Genomic DNA, 18,120 nt, shown 5'->3' with positions numbered 1-18,120 from the left:
AAAACTTCATTATCATGTCGGGAATCATTACATGGAGCTTGTAATTGCTACGTATATAGAACACGGAGCGAAATTACACTGGTACCAGCATGGAGCCTACTACGGCGAGCTAAACCATGGAGCACAAGTGCGTGAAAGAAGAATAGCAGATGTGTACAGAACCTGGGGCTGGAAAATAGAACCCAAAGATGAACCCTGGAAAGCATATCGCCTCATGCGCTTTCAGCAAGATTACGCAAAGCAACAAAAATCAAATCGCTATCCACTTCTAATCGTCTTCGGGGTCATCAACTCCGCTTACACCGATACAGAGTTTTTTACAGCGTATTTTAAAGTATTCGATCAGAAAATCGATAAAAATAAGTACCCAGTAATCGCAGCGAGACCAAGACCCTTTTCTAGATTGTTTTCGAACCAAAAAGAAGTGGAGTTTCTTAAGCGCTACGCATACTTCACGATTTGCTCTGACCTAGAACCGATTACCCAAAACATAGCTGAGTCTGAGCTTATCTTTCAAATAAGTGTCCCAGCAACAAATTTCCTAGAGTGTCTGGCCGTAAAAAAACCGGTGGTAGGCATTTTATCTAATGACCAAGAGACAGAGATCGTAAAACCCTTTTATGCCTTCTGTAAGGAAAAAAAGATTTTGCACGACTCCTTAGAATCGGTGTTAGCGCACATTAATCATTTAGATGTAAGCAGCTGGTGGCAAGAGGTGGTGAGCGACCCACGTTATCATGAATTTGAAAAGCGCTTCTTTAATACCTAACCCTTCCAAATAGTGTCTCTGCTAGTACTGCTGATTATTTAAGGCCCTTCGGGCCTTTTTTTATGCCCTTATGGCTAATAGCCCAATGCATGAATCACAACGGGAGGTTTATGCCGCTCGTCCTATTCTTTTTGCTTTTGATAGGGTGAATTTTGCAGGTAGGCATTCTTTTTGAAAGAATTTTTTGGGGCATTACCTCGTTTCCATGGGATTCATTTATCTTTGTGAAAAATGCGTTTTTACGCAGAACCACAACTAATACGTAATTTTTCATCTCATTTGGCCATTTCAGGTCGGTCGTGTTTTGAATGTAGTAGGAGTAGCGGTATGTGTAGGAACCCCTAACCCAGTCTGATCGCTACGTCACTATGCTGTCCTTCCTGAATGAGGAATGTGCACCGCATGGGACCGAGAGGGCGAAGCTGTATCGGATACGAACTGGGACTTTTTATTTTGTACCAAGCACTGTCATTTTCTTCTTAATCGTTTTGGTGAACGCGACTATCTTAATCACAGGTGGCGCCGGTTTTATCGGTTCTAATCTCTGTGCCTACTTCTTACATCTGGGTGCCAAAGTTACCTGCTTGGATAATTTGGCTACTGGTCATCTCCATAATTTAAGTGCTTTTATAAAGCATCCGAATTTTACCTTTGTCGAAGGCGATATCCGGGAGCTTCAAGTCTGCCAGGAGGCTTGTGCCGGACAAACCTATGTGCTGCACCAGGCAGCCCTGGGATCTGTGCCTCGCTCCCTGCAAGACCCCATTACGTCAAACGAAGTAAATGTCTCCGGGTTTTTAAATATGTTGGTCGCTGCCAGAGATGCGAAAGTGAAACGCTTTGTCTATGCGGCCAGTAGTTCCACCTATGGAGACTCCGAGGTCCTACCGAAAGTAGAAGATACCATCGGGAAGCCACTATCTCCCTAAGCGGTGACCAAGTATGTGAATGAGCTGTACGCCGATGTTTTTTACCGTAGCTATGGATTACAGAGTATCGGATTACGCTATTTTAATGTAATTGGTAGGCAGCAAGACCCGAATGGCGCCTATGCTGCCGTCATTTCCCTATTCGTAAAGCAAATTATGCAGCATCAGAGTCCTGTGATTAATGGGGATGGGACGTACTCGCGCGACTTCACCTATATTGATAATGTGATTCAGATGAATCACTTGGCCCTTGCTACAGAAAATGAACAGGCGCTCAATCAAGTATACAATACAGCCGTAGGCGATAGAACTACTTTATTAGCCTTAACGCAACTACTAAAGAAGCATTTGAGTCAGTATGACCCAAAAATAGCCGAAGTAGAAATCCTTCATGGTCCGGATAGAAAAGGGGACATCCCACATTCTTTAGCAAGTATCGAAAAGGCAAAGTGCTTATTAAAGTATAGGCCAAGTCATTCGCTAGAAGTTGGAATTAAGGAGGCAGTAGCCTGGTATTGGGAGAATTTAAAATAGCTTTCCAACGTATCCCAAAGTGTTGTGTTATGCCAGTATTTTAAATGCAGCTAGACTTCTCTTTATATGCATACCACCTATGCCCGCTTACAGGCAAATTAATCATAACGCGTGTTCGAGGCTTACGCAATGTCCTATCACATGTGAATTTAGCCTCTCAAATTTCAGTAGGATGTGAAGTGTCCTTGGTCTTCAAGCAGTTTAGTAGGAAATGGTTAAGTCCTCTTACTGTGAAAACTTAGATGTGCTTCTCTTAGGTCCTATTCTTCCTAACCCGGCAGAGCTTATTCTGCAAGATTACATGGGGGAGGTGCTAAAAGAGATTAAGATGGCTTATTATATGGTGGTTTTAGATTCCACGCTAGTATGGTTGGTTTCCGAGACACGCGATTTTTTCCAGTATGCAGATGCTTCTATTTATGTCTTCCCAGTAGCCTGGTCGAAAAAGGCGGGGTGAAGAAGCTCTATGCCGTGCTGAATGATGTGCATTTGAATTCGGGCTATGGCTACGGGTACGGTTATGGAGCGAAGTCGGGGTATTATGTGGAAAATAAATAAATAATAAATGTTCTTTATTATTTATTTAGTATGTTTTAATGAGTTATTTAATTAAACAATATAGCAATATAGTATTTTATGATACCTGTTACTAAGCCTTTTTCACCACCAATAGAAGAATATATTAAGCTAATTGAGGGGGTTTGGAAACGAAATTGGTTTACAAACAACGGTCCACTAGTTAATGACTTAGAACTAAAGCTAAAGGACTTTCTTGAGTTAAAACATATTTTGTATGTTACAAATGGAACAGTAGCCCTTCAACTGGCAATTAAGGCGTTAAATCTAACAAAAGAAATTATTACAACCCCATTTAGTTATGTTGCAACTACAAGCTCGGTGGTATGGGAGGGGTGTAAACCTATATTCGTTGATATTGATAGAGAAACGTTAAATATTGATCCAAATAAGATTGAGTCTGCAATAAATAATAATACTGAAGCCATTTTAGCAACACATTGCTTTGGAAACCCTGTGATGTAGAAACTATTGAGAAAATTGCAAGAAAGTATAAATTAAAAGTTATATATGATGCTGCGCATTGTTTTGGTACTAAATTTAAAGGGAGAAGTATCTTTGAGTGGGGAGATATTAGTACTACCAGCTTTCATGCGACAAAATTATTTCACACCATTGAAGGTGGCGCTCTTTTTTCAAAAGATCCTGAATTAATTAAACAGTTAGCTTGGAGGAGAAATTTTGGTCACGATGGTCCAGAAAATTTCCATGGCGTGGGAATAAATGGCAAAAATTCAGAATTTCATGCAGCTATGGGTATTGTAAATTTAAATTACATTAATCAAATATTGGATTCACGAAAAAAACAGGCTTCGTTTTATAATCATATGTTAGCCGAAAAAAATATTGTAATGCCCAAGATTCACAGTGATGTAGAATTTAACCATTCATACTTTCCAGTAGTTTTTGAAAATGAGGATGTGTTGTTGAATGTAAAAAAAGAGCTTGAAGTTGCTGGTATTTTTCCAAGACGATATTTTTACCCTACATTGAGTTCACTGAATTATGTTCAAAATTACAATACTCCTGTAGCAGATCATATAGCAAAAAGCATTTTGTGCCTTCCAATGTATTTTGAATTAGGCGAATTTGAAATTGAAATGATTTGTAGGCGAATTCTAAGAGTTCTTAATAATTAATTAACGTGAAAACACCTTTTTTGATAATATAATTCGTGTTATTTATAAAATGAAAGAAGTAAATATCTTACTTAGCGCAGTTGGTAGAAGAGACTATTTAATAGACTTCTTTAAAAACTTGACAGATTATGATGTGCGAATTGTAGCTGTTAACTCTATTGAAGATACCACTGCTATGTGGAAAGCAGATGTATCTTATGTTAGCCCAGAGATTCGGTCTAAGGATTATATACCTTTCCTTTTACAAGTGTGTGAAAAAGAGTCGGTTGATATCATTATTAGTCTTTTTGATTTAGATACCTTATTCCTGTCATACAGTAAAAGCAAATTTGATGAGATTGGTGCTAAACTTATAATGCCTGATTTTAATATTGTTGAAATCTGTTTAGATAAATTAAAAATGTCTAACTTTTTAACTGATAATGAATTTGATACGCCAAAGATTTTCTTTAGTTTAGAGGAGGCAGAAAAAGCTTTAAAAAATAAGACGATAGCTTTCCCATTGGTAATAAAACCAAGATGGGGACAGGGTTCTATTGCCACAGAGATAGTTTATAATAGAGATGAATTATTTCATGCATATAAATTGCTGACTAGCAAAATCAAGAACACAAGTATTTCTCATATTGAAACACTCAATTTTGAAAACACCTTGCTAATACAAGAATTCATAAAAGGGCAAGAATATGGAGTAGATTGTATAAACGATCTAAAAGGATTCAATAATGCAGTTGTTGTCAAGAAAAAAATAGCTATGCGTTCTGGCGAAACTGATGCTGCGGTTACAGTAATGGATAAGTCAATAACTGAAGTGATATCAAAGCTTGGTAACTTGTTAAAGCATGTTTCTATTATTGATATTGATGTAATTAAGAGGGAGAATAAAATTTACATTATTGATATTAACCCAAGATTTGGTGGTGGTTATCCTTTCTCTCAAGCTGCAGGTGTTAATTTGCCAAAGGCAATTCTTGATTGGCATTTTGGTGAGGAAATCATTAAAGAGTGTTTTGATTACAAGCCCAATATATTATCATTAAAAGGGATTGCGTTAGCCACCAAACTTAAAGATGAGGCCTAAGCTTTTGTTTATCAACAATATGGCAGCACCCTATCAGGTTAAGTTCTGCTATGCTTTGCAAAAGTATTTTGATGCCGAGATGTGGTTTTATACTCACTTAGAATCTAATAGGCCTAAGTGGTGGGCACTACCGCTTGGCGATAAATGTAGGGTTTTAGAAGGCTCGACATTTCATCCGATTTTTAATTACAGCAACCCAAATTTATTTGAGCTTGTTAAAGAATATAATCCAGATATTGTAATTGCTGGCGGCTTTTTTTTTCCAAGTCAGTGGAATGTAAAAAAAATGGTGCAAATCAAATAACAAAACATACATTACACTTGGCGAACGAGTATCCTATAAGGGTTACAACCCTTTAAGTAAAGCTTTAAAGAAAATTATCAAACGTTTTTTTGCCTTTCTATACCGTGATATTGACTTGTTTCTTGCTATGGGTGAAAAACCAATGGAACAAGCGATTGATGAGTTAGGTTTTTGTGCTCAAAAAGTTATTTTAGCTCGATATCCTCAGGATATAGATGTAAATTTAACTCATCTTTTGAGAAAAACAACTGATTCTCCTATCCTCATTTTTCCTAACCGCTTAGATGAATCATATAATCCTTTGTTTGCGCTCGAAGTTTTTTCGGAGTTTTTAAAAAAATATCCGAACAGTATTCTCAAGATGAATGAAATGGGTGAGTTGAAGAATGAGTGTCTCACTTTTATAGACCGCAACAACTTGTCAAATAATGTTGTATTTTTAGAAGGGATAAGTTCATGGGATGATCTTCCAAAAATTTATGCTGAGGCCCATGTCGCTTTGTTTACTGCTACCGATTCTAATGGTCCTAATTCTTTGATAGAATGTATGGCATCTGGTACTGGTGTTGTTTTAAGTAACCTCATCTTCAATACCGACAAGTATTGCAAACATGAGATAAACTGTTTTAAGCATGATTTGCATGTTAATGATTTTGTTTCAGCTTTGATAAAATATGTCGAGGAGGAGGGACTTATTGAACAACATGGATCAATAAGTAAAAACTTAGTAAGAGAACGCTCTGTTTCAAATACAGCAAAATTCTACGCTGAGATAATTCGTGAACACACTAAGCATCATATAAATATTGATTAGTAGTTTTTATATCATCATTTGCAATAGAAAAAAACAGTTAATGAATATTTTAAATCTCATAGCCCGAAACCAGCTTTTATTTACTCAAGATATTGGCTTTCATGAGAAGGAATTGAGTGAAGTGGTTTCTTCATCCCGTTTTTTGGTGATTGGTGGAGCGGGTTCCATTGGGCAAGCCGTTACTAAAGAGATTTTTAAGCGTAATCCTCTTAAACTCCATGTTGTAGATATCAGTGAGAACAATATGGTGGAGTTGGTTAGAGATATTAGAAGCTCTTTTGGTTACATTGATGGAGATTTTCAAACTTTTGCCCTTGATATTGGCTCGGTAGAATATGATGCATTTATTGAAGCTGATGGTGAATATGATTATGTGTTGAATCTTTCGGCACTTAAACATGTGCGTTCTGAAAAGGATCCGTATACACTCATGCGAATGATTCAAGTTAATGTTTTTAATACGGATAAAACCATTCAGCAATCCAAAAAAAAAGGGATTAAAAAATACTTTTGTGTATCTACGGATAAAGCTGCCAACCCTGTTAACATGATGGGGGCTTCTAAGCGCATCATGGAAATGTTTCTGATGCGCAGAAGCACAGACATTGAAATTTCAACCGCTCGCTTTGCCAATGTTGCATTTTCAGATGGGTCTTTACTACATGGGTTTAATCAACGCATTCAAAAGCATCAACCTATTGTAGCACCAAATGACATTAAAAGGTATTTTGTCGTACCCCAAGAGTCTGGTGAGTTGTGTTTAATGTCTTGCATTTTTGGTGAAAACCGCGACATCTTCTTTCCTAAATTGAGTGAAAGTTTGCATTTAATCACCTTTGCAGAAATTGCAGTCAATTATCTACGACAACTAGGCTATGAGCCTTACATCTGCTCTTCTGAAGAAGAGGCTCGTCACTTTTTCAACACGGATCACAGATCACATATCACAGGTCACAAATACTGGCCTTGCTTATTTACCGCAAGCGACACAACCGGCGAGAAAGACTTTGAAGAGTTTTTTACGGATAAAGAAGTGCTCGATATGGAGCGTTTTCAAAATTTGGGTATCATTAAGAATGTTTTGAATATAGAAACTGATAAACTTGCTCATTTTGAAAATACTATTCTTGATTTACGAAATAGAGGCGGGTGGACAAAGCAAGAAATTGTAGACTTGTTTCACTACATGATTCCTGACTTCGGTCACAAGGAAACAGGTAAATATTTAGATGCCAAAATGTAATCATGGAGTTCAAAGAGACAATTAACTTTTTTCAGGATAAATTCAATTCCAAGGATTTCATACCTCTACACGCTCCGGTTTTTAACGGAAATGAGCGTGCTTATGTGATGGATACTTTAGATTCTACTTTTGTTTCTTCTGTGGGAGCTTATGTGGATAAAGCAGAGCAGATGATGGCTGAAATCAGTCAGACGCAAAAGGCTGTAGCTGTGGTAAATGGAACATCAGGTTTACAAATTGCCATGCAATTGGCCGGTGTCCAACGAGGCGATGAGGTGTTTACCCAAGCTTTGACTTTTGTAGCTACAGCCAATGCAATACATTATACCGGTGCAGAGCCTGTTTTCTTGGATGTGGATTATGATACGATGGGGCTTTCGCCCAAGGCTGTATCGGAATTTTTAGAAGAATTTGGAGAAAAGCGTGAAAACAGCGCCTATAACAAGAAAACCGGAAGAAGAATAGCTGCTTGTGTACCCATGCACACCTTTGGGTTTCCAGTTCATTTGGATGCATTGATGGCTATTTGTAGTGAATGGAATATTCCTATAGTTGAAGATGCTGCTGAGTCACTTGGAAGTTATTATAAAGGGAAACACACCGGATCTTTTGGGCAATTGGGTGTATTTTCTTTTAATGGAAATAAAATAGTTACTTGTGGGGGTGGAGGTATGATTGTTACTCAAAGTGAAGATCTTGGAAAGCTTGGTAAACACTTGACCACAACGGCTAAAGTTCCTCATCCTTATGAATATGTGCATGATTATGTAGGTTACAATTTTAGAATGCCCAATTTGAATGCGGCTTTGGTTTGTGCGCAGTTGGAGCAGTTGGATACTTTTGTAGCTAATAAACGTACTTTGGCTCATGACTATGCTGCATTTTTTTCCGGACAGAACATCAAGTTTAGAACGGAATTAGAAGATACGCAAGCCAATTATTGGTTGATGTGTGTAGAGTTGGAAAATGTAGAAGAGCGCAATGCATTTTTGAAAGCCACCAATGAAGCTAAAACCATGACGCGCCCTATCTGGCAATTGATGTATCGCTTACCCATGTACCAACATTGTTACCGCGATGCTCAAAAAAATGCAGAGTTTTTAGAAGAACGAATTGTTAATATACCGAGTAGTGTCAGACTCTAAGAAGGTTTTTATCTTTGGTTATTCAGGCCACGCTTACGTGATTATTGAGTCATTCATGGCTGCTGGTTATACAATTGCAGGTTATTTTGATTATCATGAGGCAAAAACAAACCCCTATCAAATACCCTATTTTGGTTTTGAAGGCTCTGTAGATGTTTCCTCTATTGTAAAAAGTGATTACGTTTTTCCGTCAGTTGGAGACAATATTATAAGAGCCAAATTGGTATCATTTTTTGAAAAGCATCACTTAAACCAATGTGTGCTCATTGATCCTAGTTCAAAAGTCTCTCATAGTTCAAGCATAGGTTTATCAACTTATGTAGGGGTCAATACAATTATCAATGCACATGCACAGATTGGTAAAGGTGTTATTATTAACACAGCAGCTGTTGTTGAACACGAATGTGTAGTTCAAGATTTTAGTCACATAGCACCCGCTGCCGTACTTTGTGGAAATGTAAGCGTAGGGAAAAGTACTTTTATAGGTGCTAATTCGGTTGTCAGAAATAATATTTCCATTTATGAGAAATCTACTGTTGGAGCAGGAAGTGTAATTGTAAAAGATATTATTACGGCTGGAATTTATTTTGGTAATCCTTGTAAACAGCAATTTTAATGAAATATAAAAATAGATTTATTGAATCATCAGCTACATTACTTGACTGCCTAAAAAAAATGGATCAGCTTGATAAAAAACTATTATTAGTTTTTGAAAAAGAACTTTTTATCGGACTTGTCAGTATTGGTGACATTCAAAGGGCAATCATTAAAAATCAAAGTTTAGATAGTCCTGTTAAGTCTGTTCTTCGAGGAAGCATCCGTTATGCAAACACTTCTATGTCTATTGAGGAAATTCGCGAAATGATGATTCAGCATAGAATGGAAATGCTTCCTGTGCTAGATAAGGATAAGAATTTGGTTGAAGTGTATTTCTGGGAAGATATTTTTCGAGAAAATGAACAAGAATTTGATTCTTTTAATATCCCAGTGGTGATCATGGCCGGCGGATTTGGAACGCGTTTAAGACCTTTAACCAATGTTTTACCTAAGCCATTGATTCCGATAGGTGAGAAAACCATGTTGGAGGAGATTTTTGATCGCTTTCATCGGCATGGCTGCACTCAGTTTTATATATCAGTGAACTATAAAGCAGAACTGATTAATTTTTACTTACAATCGTTAAATCTACCATACTCAACAGACTGTTTTTTAGAAGAAAAACCCTTGGGAACTGCGGGTAGTTTACATTTGCTTAAGGGAAAAATAAATGAAACTTTTTTTGTAAGCAACTGCGATATAATCATTGAAGATGATTATGCAAATATTCTGAAGTATCATCAAGAAAATAAGAACGAGATTACCTTAGTAGCTGCTCTAAAGCACTTTCCAATAGCATACGGCACTTTAGAAACTGGGGTAGATGGGGAATTACTAGAATTAAAAGAAAAACCAGAGTTGACATTTAAAATCAACAGTGGTATGTACGTATTGGAACCTCATCTTATTGATGAAATTCCAGAAAATGAGTTTTTTCATATCACTCATTTGATTGAAAGGGTAAAACAAAGAGGAGGAAAAGTAGGTGTGTTTCCAGTAAGTGAAAAATCTTGGAAGGACATAGGGGAGGCCCATTTATTAGCAAAGTATTTTAATGCAAACTAAGAAAGTTTTAATTGTATCTGAGTCTCACTTGATTAAGACTTTCGTGAGTCCAACTTTAAGTCGTTTAAAAAACGAACATAATGTTTTATTTGACTGTTTTATTATTTCACCTATTTCTAACGAAGACAGGTTAGCACATAAACGAACTTTTAATCATGTTATTTCTAATGAATATATTAATGGGCCACTAACAAAAATTCGCAAGATTGGCATTTTATTTTCTTTCTTTAACTTATGGAAGATTTCCAGAAATTTACCTAAATACGATATTGTTCACATCCATTACCACCACTGGTATATAGCATTAATTAGTAAAATTTTACGCAGAAAATGTTCAAAGTTAATCATTTCTTTTTTTGGCTCTGACTTTAACGAAGTAAGTAAATTTCATCACTTTTTCAATAAAAGAAGTATTGGTTTGGCAGATACTATTTGTGCAACAAACCCTGTTTTCCTTTCAAAAATATTTAATTTTTATTATTTAGACGCAAAGCGTAAAGCGAGCTCCGTTCTTTTTCCGTTAATGAGTTCTTTTTCTGAATTCGAAGACTTCCTTAAAAATAATGATTCTATTATGGCAAAGAACGCATTAAATCTTGATAAAAAAATTATTACTTGCGGTTATAACGGAGCGAGAATTGTTCAACACCAATCCATTTGGAAGTCGATCGTTGAAAGTAAAATAAAGAAAGAAGAATATAAAGTTATTTTTCCAATGACGTATGGAACTGGAAAAGCGGAGTCTATTAATAATTTGAAACAATCAGTAGCTGGAAATAATTTTGATGTTTCAATAATCGAGGATTATTTAGAAATTAATGATTTAAGAAGGCTAAGATTGTCAACAGATATTTTTATACATATACAAACAAGAGATCAGTTCTCAGCGAGTATGCTAGAGCATTTAGCAGCTGGATCCGTATCAATCATAGGTAAGTGGTTACCGTATGACTTACTCAGAGAAAAAGGTGTTTATGCAGTTTGGATCAATAGTCCAGATGAGTTAACTGAGGCACTAAATAATGTGATCTCCAATTTTCAAGTGCATAAAGATAGAACTTCTGTAAACCGTCGAATCATTCTTGACTTGGTTGATTGGAATAATATCAAGAAGGATTGGGTAAAAGTGTATAGTCTGAACTGATGAGCGGATTTTCTGGTATATTGATTTTTAACGATGCGTATCATGGAAAATTGAATTCAATTGATTTTCCTCGTTATGTAAATCGATTTTACAAAAAGAAAAAGGAAATTAAAGAAGATGGATTTATTGCTTGCCATTATGCAAATGATAAATTTTCTAATGATAAATTTTTAAAAGAGAGTAACATCTGTGCTGTAGGTTTTGATGGGGTTAGATTGGAAGGTAACGAATGTGATCCTAATTCCTCAAAGGATGATATGCTTAATTCCATTATTAATGTAAAAGGATCGTTTACTGCTTTACATTATGATAAAAATAGTAAGGAGCTCTTCTTATTTGCAGATCAGATGAGTTCACGCCAACTCTTTTACTTTGTTAATGATGATTTTGCAGCTTTTTCATCCTCAATCTTTTTATTATCAGATTTACTTAGACACTTTGAAGTAAAATTATCCCTATCTGAACAAGCCTCTTATATGATGCTTTCTTTAGGTTATATGCTTGAAGATTTTACTCTGGTAAATGAAATCAAAAAGATTAAAGCTGGCGAATATGTGCATATCGCAAAAGGTAAATCAATCAATCATAGATATCATGATTATTACAGAGATATAGCATATACGAAAATTAATATAGACTTATTATCAGAGTTAGATCACTGGTTTAAGAAGTCAATAGATTTGGAGTATTCAAAAGATATGCATTATAATTACGAACATATTGCTACTTTAAGTGGTGGATTGGATTCCAGATTGAATGTAATGCTTGCTCATGAGTATGATTATAAAGATATCACAGCGCTCACTTTTAGTGAGGGCTTTAAATCAGATGAACTCATTGCACGTAAAATATCTTCTGATTTGTCGTTGAAACATATTGTACTATTACTCAATAATGGGTTTCAACTATATGACCTTGAAACGCCCTTATGCTTAATAATTGTGCAGTGTATTATTTTGGAGCTGCGCAGACATTTGCCGCTGTGCGTCGCTTAAATCTAAGTAGCTATGGATTGTTTCATAATGGAGGTTTAGCAGAAAGCAGTAAAGGAGCTATTTAGGAGCGCCACATCACGAAACCCCAAATTTGAGAAGAAGATACGTGGTTTCAGACAAACTTTTTAATAAGATAGATGAAGCGATGCTCAAAAGCATTCTACAGTCGTATCAAAATGACGAAATGTTTATAACCTATAATCGAGGATTTAATGCCATTCACAATGGCGCTTGGATGACATTGCCATTTACCGATACAACATATACTTATATGGATTTAGAGTTTGCTCATTTGGCTTATTCTATAGATCCAGCATTAAGATTTGACGCAAAACTTACAATTGATTGGATGCAAAATAAACATCCTAGGCTTATGAAGTATCCATGGAAATATGGAATTAAGCCTACGAATAGCAGGTCTAAATTATTGATAGGTAAAGTTGTCAATAAACTCAAAAGAGAATTATTAGGTGATAATGACGTGCCAGTACCTTTTGACGATTGGTATAATAATGACATTAAGCTTCAGACTTTTGTAGATGGGCAGTATAATAGCAGTCTTAGTTGGCATTTCCTCCCCAAATCTGTGATTAAAGACATTCAATTTCTTTTCAATCAAGGAACTATTTTTGAGAAATTTTTATGCATATCATTTTTGAAATCTGTTGAAATGATTTTTGTTAGGAATGCTTGAGTTATTCTCAAAATCACTTGGTGAGCTCAAAAACGTGGCTCAAAAAGGCTTGTTTCACTTACTTTCAGCCAATGGCTTGATATTCATTGCTGGTTTTGCTTCACAGTTATTTGTTGCTGGGTTTTTAGATCCAATAGAAATTGGGCAAATAAAAATTATGCAGACCTATATTGGATTCGCAGGTATTTTAGGAGGACTTGGATTTAATGTTGCTCTCATTCAAATAGCTTCCAAAGATGGAGTTTCTGAGATCGAAAGAAATCAATATTTCAATATTTCCTTGTTTATTGGATTTATTTCTTTTATTGTATTATACGGTATTCTGTTTATAATTAATACGTTAGGTTTAATATCAAATGATATTGAGATTAAGCGCTTGTTTCCTTTGTACGCTATTTTTATACTTCCACTCATTCTTCAGTCTTCGTATTTGTCATTTTTTCAGGCCATAAAACAAATAAAGAAGATGGCATTTGCACAGTCATCAACAAAAATTTTATCAGTTTTAGCTATTGTTTTAGCTACATGGCGTTTTGGTCTATTAGGATATATTTGGGCAGTAGTGATTAGTTCATTCATTGGTATTCTTATTTTTGAGATGCAAATTAAGGCTAGCATATTTAGAAGGGTTAAAAACTACTTCATTAAAGAACAGGTAAGAACGATGTGGTCTTTATCTGGATATGCTTTGGCTGCAAATATTATTGGAACTATATTAACCACATTGGATATATATATGATCAATTATTTTGTGAGTAATCGATCTGTTGTAGGATTCTATATGTTTGCTCTAACTTTAGTTTCAATTTTTCAGTTATTCCCTACAAGTATTCAGCAAATAGCTATGCCTTATTTTTCAAACAAGTCAAATAATTTTAGTGAATGGCTACGGATATATAAAAAGTACAATATTATAAACCATTTCGCTATTCCTATTTTCGTATTTATTGGTGCATCAACTATTGTTTTTTCAATACCTTTCCTGTTTAAAGGAAAATATGATGAATCCATTCCATTTTTTATATTGATATCAGTAGGTTGGGGGATACGTAACATGAACATTATGAAAGGTATAGCGCTAATGGGTAGAGGAAAGTTTAATTTAAATTTTCGATCTTCATTTATTTCATTGCTAATTTCATTGCCCATAGTCTTTTCCATGATTTTTTATTACGGTATTAGAGGTGCTATATTCTCTCATATTGTTATTGGCATAGTAAGTTATATAGTTACGCTAGCCATTTTCACAAGTTATATAAAAAACACAAAAAATAGTCCATGACTAAATTTAATATTCTATATTTCGCTTTTGTATCAGACCATTTTGGAGGAGTGGAACAAAAAATTATCGGTCAGTTTGATGCGCTCAAAAAATATAATGATAATACATATCTTTATTTTGTTTCATCAAGTGTACCAAACGCAAAACTCAAGAGTGTAATTGATGCAAGAGATAAAGTATATTCCTTTGTAAATACAACAGTTAGCAATGCTTTTTCAAGAAGGAAAGAAAAATTTGATTTTATAACAAACGAATTAAAAAAATTCTCACCATTAGATACCGTAATTTACTTTAGATATCCCAATGCGGATTTTTTATTTCTAGATTTTTTAAAGAAAAATTCTGATTATAAAATTGTTACAGAGCATCAGGAGTTTGAAAATACATTTTTWAAAATATAAATTTAATGGAAATTATTTAAGGAATATTCTAGAATCATTTTATGGTAAAAAAGTTAGAAAGTATATAAATGGATTTGTTGGTGTTACTTCTGAAATTATAGATTTTCAATTTAGAATTTTAGGAAATAGTAATGTTAAATGGTTATACTTAGGAAATGGCATTTCTGTAGATAAATATAATTTAAGAAATCCAGCTGAGAATAATAAAATAAAAATAAATATACTTTTTGTAGGAGCTGGGTACAAAACCCATGGACTACACAGAATTTTTATTTCTTTAAAAAAAGTACATAAGTTTAGCAAGACCAACAGAGAAAATTCAAATTTTTATTGTCGGTGACAGCAAAGAAATGACTTATAATAAAAATTTAGTAAGACGATTAAATCTTCAAGAATATGTTACATTCAAGGGCTTTTTACAAGGTGAACAGTTAGATGCATTATATGATTGGGCTACTATTGGAATTGGAAGTTTAGCTATTGGACGTAAAGGTTTAAAATATACATCCGAATTAAAAGCTAGAGAATATATTTCCAGAGGTTTGCCTTTTTTTTGGTCAACTATTGATGAGGATATCCCAGAAAGTACAGGGTTTATTTTATTTCTCGAAGAAAATATTCCTTTAGAATTTCAAAAAATTTTGCAATTTAATCGAGGTATTAATCAAAATGAAATAGCACCACAAATGAGAGCGTTCGCTAATGCCAATTTAGATTTTAGAGTAAAGATGAGCAAGTTAAATAAATTTTTATATGAAATCTTACGAAGTTAACTACTTTGCCCATGAAACAGCCGTAATTGATGATGGTTGCAATATTGGAGCAGGAACAAAAATATGGCATTTTTCGCATATTATGTCAAACTGCATTTTAGGTGAAAACTGTAATATAGGTCAAAATGTGGTGATAAGCTCTGATGTGGTTTTAGGCAGGAATGTAAAGGTTCAAAATAATGTCAGTATCTATACTGGTGTTACTTGTGATGATGATGTGTTTTTGGGTCCCTCTATGGTATTCACTAATGTTATTAACCCTCGTTCAGCAATAAATAGAAAGAACGAATACATGAAAACACATGTAGGAAGAGGTGCAAGTATCGGAGCTAATGCTACAATAGTTTGTGGACACGATATAGGTAAATTTGCCTTTATAGGTGCTGGCGCTGTAGTAACCAAGCATGTACCTGATTATGCACTTGTTGTAGGTAATCCTGCTAAACAAATCGGTTGGATGAGTGAATTCGGTCAGCGCCTAAATTTTGATACAGATGGAAAGGCACAATGCTCAGAGAGTAAGGAATGGTATCAACTTGAAAATAATAAAGTAATAAAGCTTTAGTATATGGAAATCAAAATGGTAGATTTAAAATCTCAGTATGAAGCCATTAAAACTGAGGTTGACAAAGGCATTAAAGAAGTTATTGATACGACTTCTTTTATCAAAGGTGAGGCCGTGCATGCCTTTCAAAGAGAACTTGAGCTATATTTAAACGTAAAGCATGTGATTCCTTGTGCTAACGGAACTGATGCTTTGCAGATTGCTATGATGGGATTGGGTTTAAAGCCTGGTGATGAAGTAATCACCTCATCTTTCACTTACGTAGCCACTGCTGAAGTTATCGCGCTTTTAGGATTAACACCTGTATTGGTTGAGGTGCATGAAGATACTTTTTTAATCGATCCAGCAAGTATAGAGGCAGCCATTACAACCAAAACCAAAGCTATAGTACCCATTCATCTTTTTGGGCAGTGTGCAAATATGGAGGCCATTTTGTCTATTGCGGATAAACACAATCTCTTTGTTATCGAAGATACAGCGCAGGCAATAGGAGCAGAATATCGCTTTTCGAATGGAGAAGTAAAAAAAAGCCGGTTGTATGGGAAATGTTGGATGTACCTCCTTTTTTCCATCAAAGAATCTCGGATGTTATGGTGATGGAGGAGCTATGTATACCGATGATGATGAATTAGCTAAAAAGTTAAGAATGATTGCAAATCATGGCCAATCAATACAATATCATCACGATATTATTGGGGTGAACAGCCGTCTTGACAGTATCCAAGCGGCTATTTTACGCGCAAAGTTACCGAATTTAGATTTATATAACCAGAATAGAGCCCGTGCTGCTGCATTTTATGATGATGCTTTAGCAAGTGTTAATTGGCTACAAACACCTAAGCGTTCAGCAAAATCTACCCATGTCTTTCATCAATATACACTAAAGCTTAAAGAAGGAGTAAATCGCGATTCTTTACGTAATTATTTGTCTGATAAAGGAATTCCAAGCATGATTTATTATCCAGTTCCTTTACATCTTCAAAAAGCTTATAAAAGTCCTCTATATCCTGATGGACACTTTTCAATTACTGAAAAGCTGTCAAAAACAGTACTTTCTTTGCCAATGCATAGTGAGTTAGACGAAAAACAATTGACCTACATTACACAAACTATTCAATCATATACAATAGAATAACAATGGAACAGAAGAAATTTGGCTTAATTGGTGCGGCAGGTTATATAGCACCAAGACACATGAAAGCGATAAAGGATACCAATAATGATTTATTGGCTGCATTCGATCCTTATGACGGCATAGGAATTATGGATAGCTATTTCCCAAAAGCTTCTTTTTTTTGTAGAGTTTGAAAGATTTGACAGACATATTGACAAGCTAAGAAGGAAAGGACAAAAGCTCGACTACATCAGCGTTTGTTCACCGAATTATCTGCACGATAGTCATATAAGATTTGGTCTTCGCTCTGACTGTGATGTTATATGCGAGAAACCTATTGTATTAAACCCTTGGAATATTGATGCCCTTGAAGAAATTGAAAGGGAAACAGGCAGAAATGTTTATTGCATTCTTCAACTTCGATTACATCCATCAATCATTGCCTTACGCGATAAAATCTTATCAGGACCCAAGGATAAAGTTTACGATGTCGATTTAACATATCTTACCTCTAGAGGAAGTTGGTATTATACCTCATGGAAAGGCGATATAACCAAATCAGGAGGGATAGCCACCAATATAGGGGTTCATTTTTTTGATATGCTCACCTGGGTATTTGGTGACGTAAAGGATTTGATAGTTGAAAAGCATACTGTTGATGTAGCTAAGGGGTTTTTGGAATTGAGTCAAGCTAGAGTTAATTGGTTCTTGAGTATCAATGAAGACTACCTTCCTGAAAGCGCTAAACTTCAGGGCAAAAACGTTTAGATCCATTACAGTAGAAGGTGAAGAACTCGAATTTAGTGAGGGTTTTACAGATCTTCATACAATTACTTATCAAGATATTTTAATAGGAAAGGGTTTTAAAATTTCTGAAACTAAAAAAGCCATTGAAATTGTTCATTCTATCCGAGTGTAAATTTTTTAAATCTGCATGAAATTACTTAATTCTTTTA

The 18,120-nt window shown here is 35.1% G+C and carries 22 protein-coding genes and 2 pseudogenes; all 24 read left to right on the top strand.

The features are described 5' to 3' along the window. Positions 1 to 31: 31 nt before the first annotated feature. The 24 genes and pseudogenes from A3SI_RS05355 to A3SI_RS22230 all read left to right on the top strand — a co-directional run bounded on the left by A3SI_RS05355 (position 32) and on the right by A3SI_RS22230 (position 18,083). Positions 32 to 769 carry a hypothetical protein gene (locus tag A3SI_RS05355; protein ID WP_009054152.1) on the top strand — a complete coding sequence of 246 codons (738 nt, stop codon included), beginning with the start codon at positions 32 to 34 and terminating at the stop codon, positions 767 to 769. A 368-nt stretch (positions 770 to 1,137) separates the two neighbouring features. Further along, positions 1,138 to 2,232: pseudogene (locus tag A3SI_RS05350) on the top strand (SDR family oxidoreductase). 211 nt (positions 2,233 to 2,443) lie between these two features. Beyond that, positions 2,444 to 2,689, top strand: a complete 246-nt coding sequence (locus A3SI_RS05345; RefSeq protein ID WP_009054149.1) for a P-loop NTPase family protein — start codon at positions 2,444 to 2,446, stop codon at positions 2,687 to 2,689. 179 nt (positions 2,690 to 2,868) lie between these two features. Further along, positions 2,869 to 3,947 (top strand): annotated as a pseudogene (locus A3SI_RS23160) (DegT/DnrJ/EryC1/StrS family aminotransferase). 49 nt (positions 3,948 to 3,996) lie between these two features. Then, positions 3,997 to 5,028 carry an ATP-grasp domain-containing protein gene (locus A3SI_RS05335; RefSeq protein ID WP_009054148.1) on the top strand — a complete coding sequence of 344 codons (1,032 nt, stop codon included), beginning with the start codon at positions 3,997 to 3,999 and terminating at the stop codon, positions 5,026 to 5,028. A 19-nt stretch (positions 5,029 to 5,047) separates the two neighbouring features. Beyond that, a complete protein-coding gene (locus A3SI_RS05330; RefSeq protein WP_156810184.1) occupies positions 5,048 to 5,332 on the top strand; it encodes a hypothetical protein in 285 nt (94 codons plus the stop codon). Between the two features lie 142 nt (positions 5,333 to 5,474). After that, positions 5,475 to 6,146, top strand: coding sequence for a glycosyltransferase (locus A3SI_RS05325; RefSeq protein ID WP_009054145.1), 672 nt, complete (start codon positions 5,475 to 5,477; stop codon positions 6,144 to 6,146). Between the two features lie 40 nt (positions 6,147 to 6,186). After that, complete coding sequence (locus tag A3SI_RS05320; RefSeq protein ID WP_009054143.1) at positions 6,187 to 7,389, top strand: UDP-N-acetylglucosamine 4,6-dehydratase; 1,203 nt, start codon at positions 6,187 to 6,189, stop codon at positions 7,387 to 7,389. A 2-nt stretch (positions 7,390 to 7,391) separates the two neighbouring features. After that, complete coding sequence (locus A3SI_RS05315) at positions 7,392 to 8,534, top strand: LegC family aminotransferase (protein ID WP_009054141.1); 1,143 nt, start codon at positions 7,392 to 7,394, stop codon at positions 8,532 to 8,534. Then, the gene (locus A3SI_RS05310) at positions 8,521 to 9,150 is read left to right on the top strand and encodes a NeuD/PglB/VioB family sugar acetyltransferase (RefSeq protein ID WP_009054139.1); all 630 of its coding nucleotides are present in this window, start codon (positions 8,521 to 8,523) and stop codon (positions 9,148 to 9,150) included. Before A3SI_RS05315 ends, A3SI_RS05310 begins: the two co-directional genes overlap by 14 nt. Then, positions 9,150 to 10,196 carry a nucleotidyltransferase family protein gene (locus A3SI_RS05305; RefSeq protein WP_040670243.1) on the top strand — a complete coding sequence of 349 codons (1,047 nt, stop codon included), beginning with the start codon at positions 9,150 to 9,152 and terminating at the stop codon, positions 10,194 to 10,196. Before A3SI_RS05310 ends, A3SI_RS05305 begins: the two co-directional genes overlap by 1 nt. Before the next feature lie 43 nt (positions 10,197 to 10,239). Beyond that, positions 10,240 to 11,340 (top strand): glycosyltransferase, encoded by a 1,101-nt coding sequence (locus tag A3SI_RS05300; RefSeq protein ID WP_238531610.1) that lies wholly within the window; start codon positions 10,240 to 10,242, stop codon positions 11,338 to 11,340. After that, positions 11,340 to 12,335 (top strand): asparagine synthetase B family protein, encoded by a 996-nt coding sequence (locus A3SI_RS05295; RefSeq protein WP_156810182.1) that lies wholly within the window; start codon positions 11,340 to 11,342, stop codon positions 12,333 to 12,335. The genes A3SI_RS05300 and A3SI_RS05295 overlap by 1 nt, the downstream gene beginning before the upstream one ends. Positions 12,336 to 12,441: 106 nt before the next feature. Beyond that, entirely contained in the window at positions 12,442 to 13,029 is a 588-nt protein-coding gene (locus tag A3SI_RS05290) for a hypothetical protein (RefSeq protein WP_156810181.1), read from the top strand. A 34-nt stretch (positions 13,030 to 13,063) separates the two neighbouring features. Beyond that, the gene (locus A3SI_RS05285) at positions 13,064 to 14,311 is read left to right on the top strand and encodes an oligosaccharide flippase family protein (protein WP_238531609.1); all 1,248 of its coding nucleotides are present in this window, start codon (positions 13,064 to 13,066) and stop codon (positions 14,309 to 14,311) included. After that, positions 14,308 to 14,712, top strand: a complete 405-nt coding sequence (locus A3SI_RS05280; protein ID WP_009054135.1) for a hypothetical protein — start codon at positions 14,308 to 14,310, stop codon at positions 14,710 to 14,712. The genes A3SI_RS05285 and A3SI_RS05280 overlap by 4 nt, the downstream gene beginning before the upstream one ends. Then, the gene (locus tag A3SI_RS05275; protein ID WP_009054134.1) at positions 14,687 to 15,052 is read left to right on the top strand and encodes a hypothetical protein; all 366 of its coding nucleotides are present in this window, start codon (positions 14,687 to 14,689) and stop codon (positions 15,050 to 15,052) included. The genes A3SI_RS05280 and A3SI_RS05275 overlap by 26 nt, the downstream gene beginning before the upstream one ends. Positions 15,053 to 15,062: 10 nt before the next feature. Beyond that, positions 15,063 to 15,485: a hypothetical protein gene (locus A3SI_RS05270; protein ID WP_009054133.1), complete on the top strand. Its 423-nt coding sequence runs from the start codon at positions 15,063 to 15,065 to the stop codon at positions 15,483 to 15,485. Beyond that, positions 15,466 to 16,050, top strand: coding sequence for an acyltransferase (locus A3SI_RS05265; protein ID WP_009054132.1), 585 nt, complete (start codon positions 15,466 to 15,468; stop codon positions 16,048 to 16,050). The genes A3SI_RS05270 and A3SI_RS05265 overlap by 20 nt, the downstream gene beginning before the upstream one ends. Positions 16,051 to 16,053: 3 nt before the next feature. After that, positions 16,054 to 16,647, top strand: a complete 594-nt coding sequence (locus A3SI_RS22245; RefSeq protein ID WP_316929084.1) for a DegT/DnrJ/EryC1/StrS family aminotransferase — start codon at positions 16,054 to 16,056, stop codon at positions 16,645 to 16,647. Further along, a complete protein-coding gene (locus A3SI_RS22240) occupies positions 16,589 to 17,185 on the top strand; it encodes a DegT/DnrJ/EryC1/StrS family aminotransferase (RefSeq protein ID WP_316929083.1) in 597 nt (198 codons plus the stop codon). The genes A3SI_RS22245 and A3SI_RS22240 overlap by 59 nt, the downstream gene beginning before the upstream one ends. 2 nt (positions 17,186 to 17,187) lie before the next feature. After that, the gene (locus A3SI_RS22235) at positions 17,188 to 17,358 is read left to right on the top strand and encodes an oxidoreductase (RefSeq protein ID WP_009054131.1); all 171 of its coding nucleotides are present in this window, start codon (positions 17,188 to 17,190) and stop codon (positions 17,356 to 17,358) included. After that, positions 17,318 to 17,932: a Gfo/Idh/MocA family protein gene (locus tag A3SI_RS05255; RefSeq protein WP_316929088.1), complete on the top strand. Its 615-nt coding sequence runs from the start codon at positions 17,318 to 17,320 to the stop codon at positions 17,930 to 17,932. The genes A3SI_RS22235 and A3SI_RS05255 overlap by 41 nt, the downstream gene beginning before the upstream one ends. After that, positions 17,883 to 18,083, top strand: a complete 201-nt coding sequence (locus A3SI_RS22230; RefSeq protein ID WP_316929082.1) for a hypothetical protein — start codon at positions 17,883 to 17,885, stop codon at positions 18,081 to 18,083. The genes A3SI_RS05255 and A3SI_RS22230 overlap by 50 nt, the downstream gene beginning before the upstream one ends. Positions 18,084 to 18,120: the final 37 nt, after the last annotated feature.

Origin of the sequence: Nitritalea halalkaliphila LW7 (assembly GCF_000265075.1) — a bacterium.
Lineage (GTDB): Bacteria > Bacteroidota > Bacteroidia > Cytophagales > Cyclobacteriaceae > Nitritalea > Nitritalea halalkaliphila.
This window is presented reverse-complemented; position numbering and strand designations above follow the sequence as displayed.

Excerpts from the sequence above, each read along its gene's own strand:
- A3SI_RS22235 (WP_009054131.1), top strand. The coding sequence starts at position 17,188 with ATGGAACAGAAGAAATTTGGCTTAATTGGTGCGGCAGGTTATATAGCA.
- A3SI_RS05345 (WP_009054149.1), top strand. The coding sequence starts at position 2,444 with ATGGTTAAGTCCTCTTACTGTGAAAACTTAGATGTGCTTCTCTTAGGT.
- A3SI_RS05335 (WP_009054148.1), top strand. The coding sequence starts at position 3,997 with ATGAAAGAAGTAAATATCTTACTTAGCGCAGTTGGTAGAAGAGACTAT.
- A3SI_RS22245 (WP_316929084.1), top strand. The coding sequence starts at position 16,054 with ATGGAAATCAAAATGGTAGATTTAAAATCTCAGTATGAAGCCATTAAA.
- A3SI_RS05325 (WP_009054145.1), top strand. The coding sequence starts at position 5,475 with ATGGAACAAGCGATTGATGAGTTAGGTTTTTGTGCTCAAAAAGTTATT.
- A3SI_RS05270 (WP_009054133.1), top strand. The coding sequence starts at position 15,063 with ATGACTTATAATAAAAATTTAGTAAGACGATTAAATCTTCAAGAATAT.
- A3SI_RS05295 (WP_156810182.1), top strand. The coding sequence starts at position 11,340 with ATGAGCGGATTTTCTGGTATATTGATTTTTAACGATGCGTATCATGGA.
- A3SI_RS22230 (WP_316929082.1), top strand. The coding sequence starts at position 17,883 with ATGAAGACTACCTTCCTGAAAGCGCTAAACTTCAGGGCAAAAACGTTT.
- A3SI_RS05265 (WP_009054132.1), top strand. The coding sequence starts at position 15,466 with ATGAAATCTTACGAAGTTAACTACTTTGCCCATGAAACAGCCGTAATT.
- A3SI_RS22240 (WP_316929083.1), top strand. The coding sequence starts at position 16,589 with ATGGGAAATGTTGGATGTACCTCCTTTTTTCCATCAAAGAATCTCGGA.
- A3SI_RS05355 (WP_009054152.1), top strand. The coding sequence starts at position 32 with ATGGAGCTTGTAATTGCTACGTATATAGAACACGGAGCGAAATTACAC.
- A3SI_RS05320 (WP_009054143.1), top strand. The coding sequence starts at position 6,187 with ATGAATATTTTAAATCTCATAGCCCGAAACCAGCTTTTATTTACTCAA.
- A3SI_RS05305 (WP_040670243.1), top strand. The coding sequence starts at position 9,150 with ATGAAATATAAAAATAGATTTATTGAATCATCAGCTACATTACTTGAC.
- A3SI_RS05315 (WP_009054141.1), top strand. The coding sequence starts at position 7,392 with ATGGAGTTCAAAGAGACAATTAACTTTTTTCAGGATAAATTCAATTCC.
- A3SI_RS05330 (WP_156810184.1), top strand. The coding sequence starts at position 5,048 with ATGGCAGCACCCTATCAGGTTAAGTTCTGCTATGCTTTGCAAAAGTAT.